The organism is Pseudooceanicola batsensis HTCC2597, assembly GCF_000152725.1.
Lineage (GTDB): Bacteria > Pseudomonadota > Alphaproteobacteria > Rhodobacterales > Rhodobacteraceae > Pseudooceanicola > Pseudooceanicola batsensis.
On sequence record NZ_CH724131.1, the window covers coordinates 2,938,324 to 2,954,134 of the forward strand.

The 15,811-nt window shown below is 68.4% G+C and carries 17 protein-coding genes, 1 tRNA gene and 1 riboswitch; of the genes, 9 read left to right on the forward strand and 9 right to left on the reverse strand.

Going from position 1 to position 15,811, the window contains the following annotated elements; all coding sequences use genetic code 11:
* Positions 1-67: 67 nt before the first annotated feature.
* The 4 genes from OB2597_RS18030 to OB2597_RS18045 all read left to right on the forward strand — a co-directional run bounded on the left by OB2597_RS18030 (position 68) and on the right by OB2597_RS18045 (position 2,537).
* Positions 68-355, forward strand: a complete 288-nt coding sequence (locus tag OB2597_RS18030; protein WP_009807051.1) for an HU family DNA-binding protein — start codon at positions 68-70, stop codon at positions 353-355.
* A gap of 88 nt (positions 356-443) precedes the next feature.
* Positions 444-1,316, forward strand: coding sequence for a DMT family transporter (locus OB2597_RS18035; protein ID WP_009807052.1), 873 nt, complete (start codon positions 444-446; stop codon positions 1,314-1,316).
* Positions 1,317-1,395: 79 nt separating this feature from the next.
* Positions 1,396-2,109 carry a cytochrome c biogenesis CcdA family protein gene (locus OB2597_RS18040; RefSeq protein WP_009807053.1) on the forward strand — a complete coding sequence of 238 codons (714 nt, stop codon included), beginning with the start codon at positions 1,396-1,398 and terminating at the stop codon, positions 2,107-2,109.
* A gap of 17 nt (positions 2,110-2,126) precedes the next feature.
* A complete protein-coding gene (locus OB2597_RS18045) occupies positions 2,127-2,537 on the forward strand; it encodes a thioredoxin family protein (protein ID WP_009807054.1) in 411 nt (136 codons plus the stop codon).
* Between the two features lie 269 nt (positions 2,538-2,806).
* Here OB2597_RS18045 and OB2597_RS18050 read toward each other — a convergent pair whose 3' ends face one another.
* Together OB2597_RS18050 and aroC are read right to left on the reverse strand one after the other, a co-directional pair.
* Positions 2,807-3,757 carry an AEC family transporter gene (locus OB2597_RS18050; protein ID WP_009807056.1) on the reverse strand — a complete coding sequence of 317 codons (951 nt, stop codon included), beginning with the start codon at positions 3,755-3,757 and terminating at the stop codon, positions 2,807-2,809.
* A gap of 3 nt (positions 3,758-3,760) precedes the next feature.
* Positions 3,761-4,864: a chorismate synthase gene (gene aroC, locus OB2597_RS18055; protein WP_009807057.1), complete on the reverse strand. Its 1,104-nt coding sequence runs from the start codon at positions 4,862-4,864 to the stop codon at positions 3,761-3,763.
* A gap of 120 nt (positions 4,865-4,984) precedes the next feature.
* A riboswitch (TPP riboswitch) is annotated at positions 4,985-5,085 on the forward strand.
* A 47-nt stretch (positions 5,086-5,132) separates the two neighbouring features.
* Between aroC and thiB the strand changes: the two genes are divergently transcribed.
* From thiB to OB2597_RS18070, 3 genes are read left to right on the forward strand one after another with little or no spacing between them, the layout of a single operon-like run.
* Positions 5,133-6,110 carry a thiamine ABC transporter substrate binding subunit gene (gene thiB, locus OB2597_RS18060; protein WP_009807058.1) on the forward strand — a complete coding sequence of 326 codons (978 nt, stop codon included), beginning with the start codon at positions 5,133-5,135 and terminating at the stop codon, positions 6,108-6,110.
* The gene (locus OB2597_RS18065; RefSeq protein ID WP_040609430.1) at positions 6,086-7,618 is read left to right on the forward strand and encodes a thiamine/thiamine pyrophosphate ABC transporter permease ThiP; all 1,533 of its coding nucleotides are present in this window, start codon (positions 6,086-6,088) and stop codon (positions 7,616-7,618) included. The genes thiB and OB2597_RS18065 overlap by 25 nt, the downstream gene beginning before the upstream one ends.
* A complete protein-coding gene (locus tag OB2597_RS18070; RefSeq protein ID WP_040609945.1) occupies positions 7,605-8,300 on the forward strand; it encodes a thiamine ABC transporter ATP-binding protein in 696 nt (231 codons plus the stop codon). Before OB2597_RS18065 ends, OB2597_RS18070 begins: the two co-directional genes overlap by 14 nt.
* 54 nt (positions 8,301-8,354) lie before the next feature.
* On the opposite strand, the gene OB2597_RS18075 is transcribed toward OB2597_RS18070, so the two are convergent.
* The 3 genes from OB2597_RS18075 to petA are packed head-to-tail and all read right to left on the reverse strand — an operon-like array spanning position 8,355 to position 11,098.
* Positions 8,355-9,146, reverse strand: coding sequence for a cytochrome c1 (locus tag OB2597_RS18075; protein ID WP_009807061.1), 792 nt, complete (start codon positions 9,144-9,146; stop codon positions 8,355-8,357).
* A 17-nt stretch (positions 9,147-9,163) separates the two neighbouring features.
* Positions 9,164-10,507, reverse strand: coding sequence for a cytochrome b (locus tag OB2597_RS18080; RefSeq protein ID WP_009807062.1), 1,344 nt, complete (start codon positions 10,505-10,507; stop codon positions 9,164-9,166).
* 12 nt (positions 10,508-10,519) lie between these two features.
* Entirely contained in the window at positions 10,520-11,098 is a 579-nt protein-coding gene (gene petA, locus OB2597_RS18085) for a ubiquinol-cytochrome c reductase iron-sulfur subunit (protein ID WP_009807063.1), read from the reverse strand.
* A 220-nt stretch (positions 11,099-11,318) separates the two neighbouring features.
* Between petA and OB2597_RS18090 the strand changes: the two genes are divergently transcribed.
* Positions 11,319-11,981 (forward strand): outer membrane protein, encoded by a 663-nt coding sequence (locus tag OB2597_RS18090; protein WP_009807064.1) that lies wholly within the window; start codon positions 11,319-11,321, stop codon positions 11,979-11,981.
* A gap of 31 nt (positions 11,982-12,012) precedes the next feature.
* Here the strand turns inward: OB2597_RS18090 and OB2597_RS18095 are convergent, their stop codons facing one another.
* From OB2597_RS18095 to dapF, 4 genes are all read right to left on the reverse strand, one after another.
* Complete coding sequence (locus tag OB2597_RS18095; RefSeq protein WP_009807065.1) at positions 12,013-12,621, reverse strand: glutathione S-transferase; 609 nt, start codon at positions 12,619-12,621, stop codon at positions 12,013-12,015.
* A 70-nt stretch (positions 12,622-12,691) separates the two neighbouring features.
* Complete coding sequence (locus tag OB2597_RS18100; RefSeq protein WP_009807066.1) at positions 12,692-13,342, reverse strand: FMN-binding negative transcriptional regulator; 651 nt, start codon at positions 13,340-13,342, stop codon at positions 12,692-12,694.
* Positions 13,343-13,397: 55 nt separating this feature from the next.
* Positions 13,398-14,651, reverse strand: a complete 1,254-nt coding sequence (gene mtaB / locus OB2597_RS18105; RefSeq protein WP_009807067.1) for a tRNA (N(6)-L-threonylcarbamoyladenosine(37)-C(2))-methylthiotransferase MtaB — start codon at positions 14,649-14,651, stop codon at positions 13,398-13,400.
* The gene (gene dapF, locus OB2597_RS18110) at positions 14,651-15,490 is read right to left on the reverse strand and encodes a diaminopimelate epimerase (protein WP_040609955.1); all 840 of its coding nucleotides are present in this window, start codon (positions 15,488-15,490) and stop codon (positions 14,651-14,653) included. Before dapF ends, mtaB begins: the two co-directional genes overlap by 1 nt.
* A gap of 141 nt (positions 15,491-15,631) precedes the next feature.
* Here dapF and OB2597_RS18115 point away from each other — a divergent pair.
* Positions 15,632-15,707 (forward strand) — tRNA-Lys (locus OB2597_RS18115).
* The last annotated feature ends 104 nt before the right edge of the window (positions 15,708-15,811 follow it).

Consider the following 15,811-nt stretch of genomic DNA (forward strand, 5'->3'; position numbering starts at 1 on the left):
GACACTACATCCGGTTAAATGTTTGAGACCAAGCCCAACCAATCGGGCATAAGCAAGGAGACCAGAAATGGCAAAACCTCTGACGAAGACCCAACTGGTGGCCGCTCTGGCCGACGAACTGGGCTCTGACAAGAAAACCGCGGGCGCCGCTCTCGACGCTCTGGCCAACGTGATCACCAAGGAAGTCTCCGGCGGCGGTGCCGTCGCGATCCCCGGCGTGGGCAAATTCTACTGCCGCGAGCGGCCCGAGCGCATGGTGCGCAACCCGGCCACCAACGAGCAGATCAAGAAGGAAGCCGACCGGGTCGTCAAGGTCACCATCGCGAAAGCGCTCAAGGACAGCGTGAACGCCTGACGTTGCATTCCGCGGGGCTTGTGCCCGGCACAGGAATTCGAAAGGGTCGCCCGGAACGGCGGCCCTTTTCATTTTCGGACGGTACTCTATGGACTTGCGCGCAATCGGATTGGGACTGGCCTTCGCCCTGATGTGGTCTTCGGCCTTCACCTCGGCCCGGATGATCGTCGCGGACGCCCCGCCCCTGACGGCGCTTGCGCTGCGCTTCCTGATCTCGGGCCTGCTGGGCATCGCGGTGGCCCGCGCCCTCGGCCAGTCGTGGTCGCTGACCCGCGTGCAATGGCGCTCCACCATCGTCTTCGGCCTCTGTCAGAACGCCCTCTACCTCGGCCTCTTCTTCATCGCGATGCAGCGGATCGAGGCCTCGCTGGCCGCGATCATCGCCTCCTCCATGCCGCTCTTCGTCGGTCTGGCGGGATGGGTGGCGCTTGGCGACAGGCTGCGGCCCCTTGCCATTGCCGGTCTCGTGCTGGGGATGGGGGGTGTGGCGCTGATCATGGGCAGCCGTCTGACCGGCGGCGCCGATGCCGGCGGGCTGGTCCTCTGCATCATCGGGACCCTGGCCCTGACGGTGGCCACGCTGTCGGTGCGGGGGGCCAGCTCCGGCGGGAACGTCCTGATGATCGTCGGCCTGCAGATGCTGGTCGGCAGCGCGGCGCTGAGCCTGGCCGCCGTGACCTTCGAAACCTGGGAGGTCACGTGGTCGGCGCGCATGGTGCTGGCCTTCATCTACACCACGCTGATCCCGGGCCTCGCAGCCACGCTGACCTGGTTCGTGCTGGTCAACCGGATCGGCGCGGTGCGCGCGGCCACCTTCCATTTCCTCAATCCCTTCTTCGGCGTCATCATCGCCGCCATCGTCCTGGGAGAGGCGATCGGCCCGCTCGACATCGTAGGGGCGGGTATCATCGCTGCCGGCATTCTGGCGGTTCAGCTTTCCAAACAGACGGCGCGGGCCTGAACCACACGCTTGCAGGCCCGTGGGCGGCCTCACGCTTTCGTCAGGTGACTTGGGAGGTTCCTGGGGGCATCCAGTTAACATGGAATTACTCTTCGGATATCTCGCCGGGCTGCTGACACTGATCAACCCCTGCGTCCTGCCGGTTCTGCCGATCGTCCTCGGCTCGGCCCTGCAGGCCAGCCCGCGCGGGCCCCTCGCCCTCGCCGCCGGCATGTCGCTGAGCTTTGTCGCGCTCGGTGTGCTGGTCTCGGGCTTCGGGTATCTCATCGGTCTCGACGCCGAGGGCATCGCGCGGGCGGGCGCGGCGCTGATGATCGGTTTCGGCCTCGTGTTGCTGGTGCCGCGCTTCGGCACCGCCTTCTCGACCGCCACCGCCGGGGTCGCGGTCGGCGCCGACGCGCGGATCGCCCGCCTCGAAAGCACCGGGGAGAGGGGGCAGTTCCTGGGCGGCATGCTGCTCGGCGCCGTCTGGGCGCCCTGCGTCGGTCCGACACTCGGCGGGGCGATCTCGCTCGCCAGTCAGGGCCAGTCGCTGGCCTGGGCCGCCGCCATCATGGCCGCCTTTGCCGCCGGCGTCTCCACCTTGATCATCGGCATCGGCTACGGCGCCCGGTCGCTGTTGCTCCGCAATCAGGGGACCGTGCGCCGCATCGCCGCGGCCGCGCGTCCGCTGCTGGGCGCCGTGTTCCTCGTGACCGGCCTCTTCCTGTTCTTCCGGTGGCACCACGTCGTGGAAGCCTGGGCGATCCGGGTGCTGCCGGCCTGGCTCATCGACCTGTCCGTATCTCTCTGACGAAAGGAGTTCCCCTCATGAAACGACGCGACTTCCTGGCCCTGACCGCCGCCGGCATCGCCGTGCCCTCCCTCTCGGCCGCCATGCCGCTTGCCTACAAGCCCGGTCTGGTCCAGGAGCATCTGGATGCGGGCGAGACCGTGTTCCTCGACTTCAAGGCCAGCTGGTGCTCCACCTGTGCCGCGCAGGATCGGGTCCTGCAGAAGCTCAAGGCCGCGAACCCGGCCTACGAGCGCGTCATCACCTTCGTCGACGTGGACTGGGACACCTATCGCAAGGCGCAGTTCACCGCGCGGCTGCGCATCCCGCGTCGATCGACCCTGGTCGTGCTCAAGGGCGACGACGAGATCGGTCGCCTTGTCGCCGAAACCCGCGAGGACAGGATCCGCGACCTGCTCGACGCGGCGCTGGCGGCCGCCAGCGCCTGATCAGTATCGCCCGGGCGAGGGCAGGCGCGCGACATGCACCGGTTACGGTGCCGGCAAGGGCGCGCCGCCGCCGGTCGTCGCCCCCGCCGGGCCGGGCGGGCCACGCGGGTCGGGGCCGAACGCCCCAAGGCTCCAGCCCGCGGCGCCGGACATGGCCGCCAGGAACAGCAGGCCGGCGCCGGCCGCACGATGATTTCCGGTTCCACGCATGGCGCATCCTTCTCCGTTTCGGTCAAGGATGCCCCGCAAGGGTAAAGATCCGGTCAATCTCAGATCAGCAGCAGCAGCGCGACATTGACCGTGACGAAGGACAGGCAGGTCCCGATCAGCAGTGCCAGCGAGGCGAGCCCCTCGTGCCCCGCCTCCTGCCCGAAGAGCACGAAGATCGCGAACATCGGCATGCAGGCGGTCAGGATCAGGCCGATCCGCAACGGATCGGGCAGCGCGACCCATCCGGCCGAGGCCAGCACTCCGTACATCACCACCACCGCCGCCGGGTGGACGATCATCTTGACGAAGGCGATCAGCCCCGCGAGCGTCAGGTCCCCCTGCAGGTTCAGCCCGAAGAGCGACCCGCCGATGACCGCCAGGGCGACCGGTGCCGCGGCCTGACCCAGCAGCCCGGTGAACCGTTCGAGCACAGCCGGGCTCTCGACCCCTGTCAGAACAACGCCGAACCCCAGAAGCAGCCCGATGATCAGCGGCCGTTTGAGCACCGACAGGACGATCTGGCCCGCAAGCCGCAGGGGCGGAACACGCTCGGCCCCGTCCTCGCGCGCACCGCCCAGCAGGGTGAGGCCGATGGGGGTCAGCACGATATTCTCGATCAGCAGGTTCATCGCCACCACGGGCGCCGCATGTTCGGGGATCACGATCAGGAAGATCGGATAGCCGAGAAAGGCGGTATTCGGCGTGGCCGCCGCCAGGACCGACAGCGCGCGCCGTTTCGGGCCCGCGCCCTGCAGCCTGGCCGCCGCGAACATGACCAGCTGTGTCGCGACGCCGGCCAGCGCCAGCGTCACCAGATACGACAGGTTCACCACCTCGCCGAAATCGCGCCCCGCCACGGCGGTGAAGAGCGCGCAGGGCAGGGTGACCGTCATGGTGAAATCGCCGAGCGCGCGCATCGTGTCGCGCGAGAACGGGCCGAAACGCACCACGCCATAGCCGACCGCGATCACGGCGAAGACGGGCAGGGTGACGGCCAGGACCTCGAACAAGGCTCAGCCGATCCGGCCGCCGGCATCGCCGATCTGGCCGCGATGCAGCAGCAGATGATCGAGGATCACGCAGGCCATCATCGCCTCGCCGACCGGTACGGCGCGGATGCCGACACATGGGTCGTGGCGCCCCTTGGTGACGATCTCGGTCGACTCGCCGGACTTGGTGATCGTCTGGCGCGGCTTCAGGATCGACGAGGTCGGCTTGACCGCGAAGCGCACCACGACGTCCTGCCCGGTCGAGATGCCGCCCAGGATGCCGCCGGCGTGGTTCGAGGAATAGACGGGGCGCCCGTCGTTCCCCATGAAGATCTCGTCGGCATTCGCCTCGCCGGTCAGTTCGGCCGCGGCCATGCCCTCGCCGATCTCGACCCCCTTGACCGCGTTGATCGACATCATCGCCGCCGCGAGGTCGGTGTCGAGCTTGCCGAAGACCGGCGCGCCCAGCCCCGCCGGCACGCCCCGCGCCACGACCTCGATCACCGCGCCGACCGAATTGCCGGACTTTCTGAGCCCGTCGAGATAGCCGGCCCAGTCCTCGGCGGTCCGCGCGTCCGGAACCCAGAACGGGTTTTCCTCGATCTGATCCCAGTCCATCCGCTCCCGGTCGATCCGGTGCGGCCCCATCTGGACCATGTAGCCCCTGATCTCGACCTCGGGCGCCAGATTGGCAAGGGCCGCGCGCGCCAGCCCTCCGGCGGCCACCCGCGCCGCGGTCTCGCGCGCCGAGGACCGGCCGCCGCCGCGATAGTCCCGGATGCCGTACTTCTGCCAGTAGGTGATATCGGCGTGCCCGGGCCGGAACTTCTCGGCGATCTCGGAATAGTCCTTGGACCGCTGGTCTGTGTTCCGGATGGCCAGCTGCACCGGCGTCCCGGTGGTGCACCCTTCGAAGACACCCGACAGGATCTCGACCTGGTCCGGCTCCTGCCGCTGCGTCGTATAGCGGTTCTGCCCCGGTTTGCGACGGTCGAGCCAGTGCTGCAGTGCCGCCGCATCGACCTTGATCCCCGGCGGACAACCATCCACCGTCGCGCCGAGCGCGGGCCCGTGGCTTTCCCCCCAGGTCGTGACCCGGAACAGATGACCGAAGCTGTTGAGAGACATGGGCAGGCCCTTTCTGACGTCCAGAACGCCCTAGCCCATCCGCTCGCAAGGCGCAATTCCGGCGCTTCGGCCCGGCGGGGTCGCGGGGCCTTGTCATCGCGAAGGCTCCGGACTACCGTCTGCGCCACCTCGGGGTGCCCGCAAGGGCTGAGATGCGATCCTGCGAACCCGTTGAACCTGAACCGGTTAACACCGGCGGAGGGAAGGTCGCGCGGCCTGTCGCGACAGCCGCAATCTTTCTTTCGCCCGTAGCAACAAGGAGGATGCCGTGAAGCATCTCATCTACGCCACGGGTCTGCTCTTCGCCACGCAAGCCGTGGCGCAGGCGCCCGACCTGACGGTCTACACCTACGACAGTTTCGCCACCGAATGGGGCCCCGGCCCGGCCATCGAAGAGGGGTTCGAGGCGCAGTGCGGCTGCGATCTCGAATTCGTCGCGGCCGGAGACGGTGCCGCCCTTCTGTCGCGGCTGCGTCTCGAAGGCGACGCGACCCGGGCCGACGTCGTTCTCGGGCTCGACACCAATCTGATGGCGGCCGCCCGCGACACCGGCCTTTTCGCCGCGCACGGGGTCGAGGCGGATTTCGCCCTGCCGGTCGCCTGGGAGGATCCCGACTTCCTGCCCTTCGACTGGGGCTATTTCGCCTTCATCGGCAACAGGGGCGAGCCGATGCCGACCGATTTCCGTGACCTCGCCGAAAGCGACCGGCGCATCCTGATCCAGGACCCGCGTTCTTCGACCCCGGGTCTCGGGCTGCTGCTCTGGGTCAAGGACGCCTATGGGGACGAGGCCGCCGCCATCTGGGAGGGGCTGGCCGACAACATCGTCACCGTCACCCCCGGCTGGTCCGAGGCCTACGGCATGTTCCTCGAGGGCGAGGGCGACCTGGTGCTGTCCTACACGACCTCGCCCGCCTACCACGTGATCGCCGAGGACGACACCTCGCGGGTGGCGCTGCCCTTCGACGAGGGGCATTACATGCAGATCGAGGTCGCGGCCGCGGTCGGGGGCTCGGACCGGCAGCAGCTGGCGCGCGATTTCCTCGCCTATCTCGTTTCGGACGAGGCGCAGTCGATCATCCCGACCACCAACTGGATGTACCCGGCGGTCGAGCCCTCGGGCGGTCTGCCCGAGGGTTTCGGCGACCTGGTCGAACCTTCGCAGCCCCGCCTGATCGCGCCCGGCGACGTGCCGGAGACGCGTGACGTCGCGCTGGAAGAATGGCGCGCCGCCCTGTCGCAGTGATCCCGGGCAGCGTGGCGGCCATTGTGGTCGCCGCGCTGATCCTCGGTCCGCTCGCCGCCGTGCTGTTCCGCGCGGGCGGGGCGGGCTGGCCGTCTCCGGCGGACTGGGCGGCGGTGCGGTTCACGCTGCTCCAGGCCGCGCTGTCGGCGCTGCTCTCGGCGCTCTTCGCGCTGCCTGTCGCCCGTGCGCTCGCCCGGCGCCGGTTTCCGGGCCGGAGCGCGATGATCCTGCTCATGGGCGCCCCATTCATCCTGCCGGTCATCGTCGCCATCGCCGGCCTGCTGACCATCTTCGGCCGCAACGGTCTGGTGAACACGGCCCTCGGCTGGTGGGGTCTGCCCCCGATCGATGTCTTCGGCCTGCACGGGGTTCTGCTGGCGCATGTCTTCTTCAACCTGCCGCTGGCCGTCCGCCTCCTGCTCGAGGGTTGGCGGGCCATCCCGGCCGAGCGGTTCCGCACCGCCGCGCAACTCGACATGCCGCCGGGCGCCGTCTTCCGTCTCGTCGAAGGGCCCATGCTGCGCGAAAGACTGCCCGGCATCCTCACGGTGATCTTCGCCATCTGCCTGTCCAGCTTCGCGGTCGTGCTGATCCTCGGCGGGGGGCCGGCGGCAACGACGATCGAACTGGCGATCTACCAGGCCTTCAACTTCGACTTCGACCTCGGCAAAGCGGCGGTGCTCTCGGCCCTGCAGATCGCGATCGTCACGGTGGCGGCGATCCTGGCGCTCCGGCTCGCCGGGACGGGCATGGCCGCGGCGGGGCTGGACCGGCCGGTCCAGAGGTGGGACGGCGGCGCCGGCCTGCGCCTCTGGGACGCCGCCGTGATGGCCGTGGCGGCGCTATTCGTGGCGACGCCAATCCTGCTGGTCGCCTTGACCGGCGCCGACAGCCTGCGAGACCTGCCCTCAACCGTCTGGTCTGCCGCCGGGGTCTCGGTCCTTGTCGCGCTGGCTTCGGCGGCGCTCTCGGTCGGGCTGGGCCTGCTGCTGGCGCTGCCGCGCCGGGCACTCTTTGAAACCATCGGGCTCATGACCCTCGCCGCATCGCCGCTGGTGCTGGGCACGGGCCTCTTCCTGCTGATCCGGCCCTTCGCCTTCCCCGGCGACCACGTTCTGGCGATGACGGCCGTGGTCAACGCGGTGATGGCGCTGCCGTTCGTCCTGCGCAGCCTGTCGCCCGATATACGCGGGGCCGAGGCCGCCCATGGGCGGCTGGCCGACAGCCTCTCGATGGCCGGCTGGTCCCGCTTCCGGTGGCTGGTCCTTCCCCGGCTCCGGCGCCCTCTGGGGTTCGCGGCGGGCCTGGCGGCGGCGCTCAGCATGGGCGATCTGGGCGTCATAGCTCTGTTCCCTTCGCCCGACACCGCGACCCTGCCGCTGGAGATCTATCGCCTTCTGGGCGCCTACCGGATGGAGGCGGCGGCGGGCGCAAGCCTTCTTCTCACCGGTCTCAGCTTTGGCATCTTCGCGCTATTCGACAGGGTGGGACGCCATGCTGACGCTTGATGCGCTGACCCTGCGGCAGGGGGAGTTCACGCTGCGCGCCGACTGGACCCTCGAGCGCGGTCGCAGGCTGGCCATCGTCGGGCCGTCGGGGGCGGGCAAGTCCACCCTCCTGAACGCGATTGCGGGTTTTCTGGAACCCGAAAGGGGGCGCATCCTGTGGCAGGAGAGGGACCTCGGCGACCAGCCGCCGGGCCGTCGGCCCGTGGCCATGCTGTTCCAGGACGGCAACCTCTTTCCGCATCTCAGCGTCGCGCAGAATGTCGGGCTGGGTCTTCACCCCAACCTGCGGCTCACCCGCGCCGACCGCGAGACGGTCGACCGCGCGCTCGAGCGCGTGGGCCTTGCCGGGCTGGCAAAGCGGCGGCCCGCCGCGCTGTCCGGAGGACAGCAAAGCCGGGCCGCGCTGGCGCGGGTGCTGGTGCTGCGACGCCCGCTTCTGCTGCTCGACGAACCCTTCTCGGCGCTCGGCCCCGCCCTGCGCCGCGAGATGCTGGCCCTTGTCCGCGAAGTCACCGGCGAGACGGGCGCGACGCTTCTGATGGTCACGCACGACCCCGTCGATGCCGAACGGATCGCCGACCGCATCTCGGTCGTGGCCGGCGGCCGGGCCGACACGCCGGCCCCCGTCGCGGAACTGTTCGAGAACCCGACGCCCGATCTGCGGCGCTATCTGGGGCTCTGAACGAAGAAACCCCGCCGGAGGGGCGGGGTTTCGATCAGGGTGCGGATGGCCGGGTCAGGCGTTCTTCTTGACCTTGTGGGGGGCCCAGAGACGCTTGTTCGTCAGGTACAGCAGCGCGCCGAGCACAACCAGGAACAGCACCGCGACAAAGCCGGTCTGCTTGCGCGCCATCATCTTCGGCTCGGCCGCCCACATCAGGAAGGCCGAGACGTCCTCGGCCTCGTGGTGCAGGCTTGTCGAATGGCCGTCCGCGTATTCGACGTCATCGCCGCTGAGCGGGGGGGCCATGGCGATCCAGCCGCCGGGAAAGGCCGTGTTGCCGTAGAAGGTGGTGCCGGCCTCTTCCTTCGTCTCGCCGGTATAGCCGGTCAGGATCGAATAGATGTACTCGGCCCCGCCCATGCCCTGCAGGAACTGGTTGATGCCCAGGCCGTAGGGGCCGTGGAAACCGGCGCGGGCCTTGGCCATCAGGCTCAGGTCGGGCGCGTTCGCGAGATTGGAGCCGGGGAAGTGATCCGCCGGCTTGGCCGCCCGGAAGTCGTCGAGCTCCTCGTCGAAGACCTCGTAATTCTGCGCGGCGTAGGCGCGCACCTGGTCCTCGGGCAGACCCGGTCCGCCTTCGTCGTGCAGCGACCGCAGGGCGACGTACTGCAGGCCGTGACAGGCCGAGCAGACCTCGGTGTAGACCTGCAGACCCCGCTGGAGCTGCATCTGGTCGAAGGCGCCGAACGGGCCCTCGAAGGAAAAGTCGATGTCCTCGACATGACCTTCCTCGCCTGCCGCCTGGGCGGCGCCGGCCGTCAGGGCCAGCGCTGCGAGGGCAGAGAATGTGAACTTGCGGAACATGATCTCTGTCCTTTCCTTCATTCGCCGGGCAGGCCGGCCGTCGTGGTGCCGCCTGTCTTCGGGGAGTAGTGCGCCTCGAAGTCCTCTTCGATGGTCTTCGGCTGCGGCAGCGGTTTCTCGATCACGCCGAGGATCGGCAGGATGACCAGGAAATAGGCGAACCAGTAGGTCGCACCGATCAGCGAGATGGTCGAATAGGGCGGCTCCGCGGGCATCGCCCCGCACCACATCAGCACGATGAAGTCGATGATCAGCAGGTAGAACCACCACTTGAACATCGGCCGGAACCGGCCCGAGCGCACCGACGAGGTGTCGAGCCACGGGGTCAGCGCCATCACGGCGATCGCGCCGAACATGGCCAGCACGCCGAAGAACTTGGCGTCGATGATCCCGCCGGTGATCCAGCTCGAGAACATGACGATCCAGACATCCGAGGTGAAGGCGCGCAGGATCGCGTAGAACGGCAGGAAGTACCATTCCGGAACGATGTGCGACGGCGTCACGAGCGGATCGGCCTCGATATAGTTGTCCGGGTGGCCGAGGTAGTTCGGCATGAACCCGACGATGGCGAAGAAGATCACCAGCACCACGGCGAGACCGACGAAGTCCTTGATCACGAAGTAGGGCCAGAAGGGCAGGGTGTCCTTTTCGGCCTCTTCCTTCGAGCCGCGCCGCACCTCGACACCGGTCGGGTTGTTGTTCCCCGTGCTGTGGAACGCCCAGATATGCACGATCACCAGCCCCGCGATGACGAAGGGCAGCAGGTAGTGCAGCGAGAAGAAGCGGTTCAGCGTGTAGTTGTCCACCGCCGGTCCGCCCAGCAGCCAGGTCTGCAGCGGCTCACCCACGAAGGGGATCGCGCCGAAGAGCCCGGTGATCACCGTCGCGCCCCAGAAGGACATCTGCCCCCAGGGCAGAACATAGCCCATGAAGCCGGTGGCCATCAGCAGCAGGTAGATGATCATACCGATGATCCAGGTGACTTCGCGCGGGGCCTTGTAGGACCCGTAGAACAGGCCGCGGAAGATGTGGATGTAGACGGCGAAGAAGAACAGCGAGGCGCCGTTCATGTGCAGGTAGCGCAGCATGTAGCCGCCGTTCACGTCGCGCATGATGTGTTCGACGCTGGCAAAGGCCATGTCCACATGCGGCGTGTAATGCATCACCAGAACGATGCCGGTGATGATCTGCAGCGCCAGGCAGAAGGCCAGGACGATGCCCCAGATCCACCACCAGTTCAGGTTCTTGGGCGTCGGGATGAAGAGCGTGTCATACAGCAGGCCGAGCACCGGCAGGCGGGAGTTCAGCCACTTCTCGCCCTTGGTCTTCGGCTCGTAATGATCGTGGGGAATACCGGACATCTGTTATCTCCCTCAGCCCAGGACGATCTCGCTGCCCTCGAACCGGGCGACCGGGATGGGCAGGTTTTCAGGTGCGGGACCGCGGCGGATCCGCCCGGCCGTGTCGTAGTGCGAGCCGTGGCAGGGGCAGAACCAGCCGCCGAAGTCGCCGGCGCCGTCGCCCAGCGGCACGCAGCCGAGGTGGGTGCAGACCCCCATCATGACGAGCCATTCTTCCGACGCGCCGTCGCCCTCGTTCAGGGGCAGGGCGCGGTTGGGGTCCGTGGCGGGCGTGCCCTCGGGCAGGTTCGCGTTCCGGGCTTCGGGGTCGGGCAGGGTGGAGACGTCGACCTGCCTGGCCTCTTCGATCTCGGCCTCCGTCCGGCGGCGGATGAAGACCGGCTTGCCGAGGAACTTGACCGTCAGCTGGGTGCCCGGCTCGAGGCCCGAGACGTCGACGCGGATCTGCGCCAGCGCCTGAACATCGGCCGTGGGGTTCATCTGGTTCACAAGCGGCCAGACGGCCGCGCCCGTTGCGACGGCACCTGCACCTGCGGTGGCATAGTAGAGGAAGTCCCTCCGGGTGCCTTCGTGGTCTTCTGCGTGGGACACGAGGTTTGCTCCATCATTCGGCCTGCCGGCCAGATACGAATTCCGGGGCCGAACCCGGGGGGTTCTGCCTCTCCGAGCCGGTGTTTAACGGCGGTTTTCCGCGCCGTCCAGCATACAATAGACGACTTTGGCGGGGGGCGCGCATCTGTCGCGCTTGAGCACTGCGCCGGCAGAGTGTAGGCAGGGACAAAACCCACGATCGGGAATCGCTCGGACGATCATGTTGAAAGCCATCGGAAATCGCCTCGCAGTTGCGGCGCTGTCACTTTGCGCACTCGGTGCCGGTCCCGCCCTGGCCGAGTTCGAACTCAATGTCTACTCGGGGTACCAGACCTCGCCGCACAGCCGCGTCACCGGCACCGCCTCGGGCGGGGCCTACAGCAACCTGATCGGATGGGAGGGCAAGAGCCTGTCTCTGCCGCCCTACTACGGGCTGCGCGCGACATGGTGGCGTCCGAGCAACATCGGCTTCGGCGTCGAGATGACCCACACCAAGGTCTACGCGCCCGCCGCCGAGATGCCGGCCGGCTTCTCTCGGCTCGAATTCACCGACGGCCACAACATCGTCACCGCCAACGTGTCGCGCCGCTGGCCCGGCGCCTGGGGTAAGTTGGTGACGCCCTACGTCTCGGGCGGGGTCGGCTTCGCCATGCCGCATGTGGATGTCACCGAGGGCGGCAATGTCACCTACGGTTATCAGGTGACGGGACCGGCCGCACGGCTCACCGCCGGGGCCAAGTACCAGATCAACGAGAACTGGTCGGTCTTCGGCGAATACCAGTTCACCTGGTCCGAGAACGACGCCGACCTGGCCGGCGGCGGGAGCCTCAACACCCGCATCATCACCAACGCGCTGAACGTGGGCGTCGGCTTCAGCTTCTGAGCTCTGCAGTGGCGGGCGGCCCCGCCACCGCTCACGCCTCCGGCGGAGCCGTCCCGGCCATGGAGGCGCGCTGCGCGAACTTCGCGTACCACGCGGCGAGGTCCGGCGCCTGTGTCCGCCAGTCCCGGTCGCCATGGCGGTAGTCCAGATAGCCGAGTGCGCAGCCCACGGCGATCTGCCCCGCATCGACCGGCCCGGCGAGGTGACCCATCCACCGGTCGTTGATGGTCTGGACGGCGCGAAACGCCTTGCTCCACTGAGCCTCGATCCAGTCGTCGAACACCTTGTCGGCGGGACGGACCCGGTGTTCGTAGACCATCAGCACCGCGGCTTCCATCAGCCCGTCGGCCGTCGCCTCCAGCGTCAGCACGTCCCAGATCCGCGCCGCCGGGTAGAGCGCGCCGCCATGCTCGTCGTTGAGATACCGGGTGATGACCCGGCTGTCATAGACCGCCGGCCCGTCCTCGCGCAGCAGCGCCGGAAGCTTGCCCAGCGGGTTGGCGGCCTTCAGCGCGGCATCCGTGGCCACCGGCGTCGTGGCGGTGGTGATCAGCTCGACCTGATCCGACAGGCCGCATTCCTCGATGACGACCATGACCTTGCGGACGAACGGCGATGCCGGCGAATAGTAGAGTTTCATGTGCACGCTCCCTCTCTGCGGGCACCCTAGGGCCGGGCGCGGGGCCTGTCCATCCGGTCGGAGGCCGTGCTCAGACCGGCTGCGCCGCCCGCATCAGCGCCGCCAGCACCGCCGTCTCGCTGCCCATTCCCGCCGCCTCGAGATCATCCGCCGCCCGAAGCCGCGCCCCGACGGGCTTGTGCTGCGCCAGCTTCCACGTCCCCTCGGCCGCCTCGACATGGAAGCGGAAGGGCAGGACGATTCGCATCAGCCGTTCCAGGATGTCCGGTGCGACCTTGTCCATCTTCCACACCGGTTTCGGGGCCAGCCGCGCCTCGAACCGGTCGGAAAGCCGGTCGAGCATCCCGCGAAGCTCGGTCTGCGGGCGCGGCTCCAGCCGGCCGGTCAGATGGACGGAGACATAGTTCCAGGTCGGCACCTGATCCGGGATCCCGTACCAGTCGGGCGAGATGTAGCCATGCGGCCCCTGCACGGCGAGCCGCGCCGCCGCCCCCGCGCGCGCCGCCCGCGCCACCGGGTTCGACCGCATCAGGTGCATCTCGGCCACATCCCCCGACAGCGCGAAGGGGACATGCGCCATATGCGGCGCGCCCCCGGGCTCCGAGACCGCCAGGATGCCGAACCCCGTCTCGCCCGCGAACGTCAGGCAGTCCTCGCGCGTGCCCGTGTGATAGATCGGATTTGGATGCACGACCCGGACCTCCCGTTCCCGCGGGACCATGCCCGCCTTGCGGACCGAGCATAGCCTTCCGGGGCGGTGCTGTCCCGGCCCGATGTCAGGCGATCAATGACAACCCGTCATGTGCGGCAATTCGCGCCGTGATGAGCCGGCCCTCTGGCATGTCCCGGTCGAACCGCACCTCGGCGAACTGTTCGGTCCGTCCCATGCGCGGCCCCTCGGTCAGAACGGTCCGCTCCGTGCCCACCTGTCCCGCCAGATGCGCCGCCACCTGCCGCTCGCCGGCCGCCCGCAGCCGCGCCGCCCGCTCCTTGATCGCGGGGCCCCGCACCTGCGGCATCCGCGCCGCCGGGGTGCCGGGGCGCGGCGAATAGGGAAAGACATGCAGCCAGGTCAGTCCGCACTCCTCGATCAGCCGCAGAGAGTTCTCGAACATCTCGTCGGTCTCGGTGGGAAACCCCGCGATGATGTCGGCGCCATAGGTCATCTCGGGCCGCAACCGGCGGGCCTCTTCGCAGAACCGGATCGCATCGTCCCGCAGGTGACGGCGCTTCATCCGCTTGAGGATCATGTCGTCGCCCGCCTGCAGGCTGAGATGCAGATGCGGCATCAGCCGCGGTTCGGTCGCGATGGCCTCCATCAGCGCCGGATCCGCCTCAATCGAATCGATCGACGAGATCCGCAGGCGCGGCAGATCCGGCACCAGCCTCAGGATGCGGCGCACAAGGTCGCCCAGCCGCGGCGTCGCGGGAAGGTCCGCGCCCCACGAGGTCAGGTCGACGCCCGTCAGCACCACCTCGTTGAAGCCGCGGTCCACCAGCCGCTTGATCTGGTCCACGACCACGCCGGTCGGCACCGAACGCGAATTGCCCCGGCCGTAGGGGATGATGCAGAAGGTGCAGCGGTGATCGCAGCCGTTCTGGACCTGCACATAGGCCCGGTGCCGCCCGAACCCGTCGATCAGGTGCCCCGCCGTCTCGGTCACCGACATGATGTCGTCGACGATGACGCGCTCGGTCTCGCCGATCAGGTCTGGCGCGAAGCCCTTCCAGGTCTCGGCCTGCATCTTCTCGGAATTGCCGACGACGTGATCGACCTCGTCCATCGCGGCGAAGGTCTCGGGTTCGGTCTGGGCGGCGCAGCCGGTCACGATGATCCTGGCCTGCGGGTTCTCGCGCCGCAGCCGGCGGATGTCCTGCCGCGCCTTGCGCACCGCCTCGGCGGTCACGGCGCAGGTGTTGACCACGACGGCATTCTCGACCCCGGCCGCGGCGGCCAGTTCCTTCATCGCTTCGGTCTCGTAGGCGTTCAGCCGGCAGCCGAGCGTGGCGAAGACGGGCGGGCTCTGCATCACGAACCCGCCGCCGGAAAGTCCGGCGCCAGCCGCCCCTCGAAGACCCGCGCGACCGGACCGGTCATCCAGACGCCGTCGTCCCGCCAGTCGAGCTCCAGCCAGCCGCCGTCGACCTCGATCCGGACATGCCGCCCGGTGAGGCCACGCCGATGGGCGGCCACGGCCACGGCGCAGGCGCCGGATCCGCAGGCCAGGGTGATCCCCGTGCCGCGCTCCCAGACCCGCATCCGGACTTCGTCGTGTGACCGCACCTGGACGAATTCCACGTTCGTCGCCTCCGGATAGAGCGGATCGTGTTCCACCTCGGCCCCCCGCGCCGCCACGTCGACCGCATCGATATCCTCGACGAAGAAGACCGCATGGGGATTGCCCATGCCCACGCCGCACGGATCCCCGGCGATCGGCAGATGCAGCAGATCGACCTCGCGCGCCAACGGAACCTGGGCCCAGTCGAGAACCGGCGGTCCCATGTTCACCCAGACCGCCTCGCCGCGCATCTCGCCACGCAGCACGCCGCGCGTCGTGCGGATGGTCACGCGGTCCTGCCCGGTCTCGGTCATCCACTCCGCGGCCACGCAGCGGGTGGCGTTTCCGCAGGCGCCGGCCCGGCTGCCGTCCGAATTCCAGAAGTCGAGCGCGATGTCGCAGTTCTCGCCGTCCCGGATCTCGGCCAGCTGGTCGAACCCCACGCCGCGATGCCTGTCCCCGACCGCCCGGGCGAGGCCGGGCGTGCAGACAGGCGCCATCCCCCGGCTGTCGAGGATGACGAAATCATTGCCGGCGCCATGCATCTTGCGGAATGGCAGGCCGTCGGGGGGGAACGCGCGCGTCTGCATGGCCGCGCATATAAGCCCCTCGCGCAGCATATGAAAGATGCTCCCGTCCCGGCCTCGCCTCCGACCCGGAAAATCGTGGGAAAAATCCCCCACTACGGGGTTGACCGCCTGCCGTGCTCTCCGTAATAGGGCGGCTCTAGTGGGCCGTTAGCTCAGTTGGTAGAGCAACTGACTTTTAATCAGTGGGTCGCAGGTTCGAATCCTGCACGGCTCACCACTTGATCAAGGGCTTGGGCGGCATCGCCCGGGCCTTTTTCATTTCCGGAACGTGGCATCAACCGCAGGGGCCGGGGCCGGACGAGCAGAAAAAGACCGAAACGA